We start from the raw sequence: 784 nt of genomic DNA, 5'->3' as shown, positions 1-784 counted from the left end.
ACGCGGGACGGTCACCTCCGTGTACCATCTGAAGCTATACCCTGGAGGCAAATAAATCTACTTAGTAGAACTAAGCGGGGTTGAAACACACAAGACCACGACCCGGTCCGTCCGCGGGTTTTTTTATCACGCCCTTTCTACTCATGGTTGACCCGGCGACGCGGGAACGGTCACCTCCGTGTACCAACGTGGTGTTCGTTCCTACTCACGCCGTGAGCCTTAGGCGGGAGTTTGTCTGCCGGGTCGGACCGACAAATGCGTGAACACAACCCGATCCGACACCGTCGTACCGATCCCGATCACCGTGAGCCGTCGCCGTCCGCCGGGTGGTGGGTCGTCGTCGTCGCTCTCGACGCGACCGCCGGCGCCGACCACGCTCTCCCCGACGCCCTGGAGGTGTCGACATGAGCGACGACGTCCGCGAGCAGCTCGCCGAGTACGTCCGACTCCACCCGACGACGTCCGCGATCGAGGCGGTCGCACACGTCGGCGCGGACCCCGCCCGATGGGTCGACGTCGTCGAGGAGGCTCTCGCCGCGGCCGACCCCGTCGCCGCCGTCTGCGACCCGTCGAACGCGCCGGAACCGGCCGACGGCGCCGAGGAGGACCCCGATCCCGACCGCCCGAACCCCGGGGGTGACGCCGACGCGAGCGGGTCCGCGACGCCGGAACCGCGCGACGACGCGGCGACTGGTTGGGGCGACGTCGACTTTTCGACGACGCGGCCCGACACCTATCCGCCCGCTCTCCTCGACCGCGAGCGGTGGATGGGTCGGAAAGGAAA

Annotated in this window: 1 protein-coding gene and 1 pseudogene; both read left to right on the top strand. The window is 67.6% G+C overall.

Going from position 1 to position 784, the window contains the following annotated elements:
• Window positions 1-255 precede the first annotated feature (255 nt).
• Window positions 256-408: a hypothetical protein gene (locus N5096_RS15985; RefSeq protein ID WP_267665783.1), complete on the top strand. Its 153-nt coding sequence runs from the start codon at window positions 256-258 to the stop codon at window positions 406-408.
• Window positions 405-784 (top strand): annotated as a pseudogene (locus tag N5096_RS15980) (hypothetical protein); the annotation flags it as partial. The gene N5096_RS15985 and the pseudogene N5096_RS15980, both read left to right, overlap by 4 nt.

This window comes from Halorubrum yunnanense, from assembly GCF_026586675.1.
Taxonomy (GTDB): Archaea; Halobacteriota; Halobacteria; order Halobacteriales; family Haloferacaceae; genus Halorubrum; species Halorubrum yunnanense.
Note: the sequence above shows the minus strand (reverse complement) of the source record. Positions and strands in the feature narration are given on the sequence as shown.

Coding starts and splice junctions, on each gene's coding strand:
- N5096_RS15985 (WP_267665783.1), top strand. CDS start 256: ATGCGTGAACACAACCCGATCCGACACCGTCGTACCGATCCCGATCAC.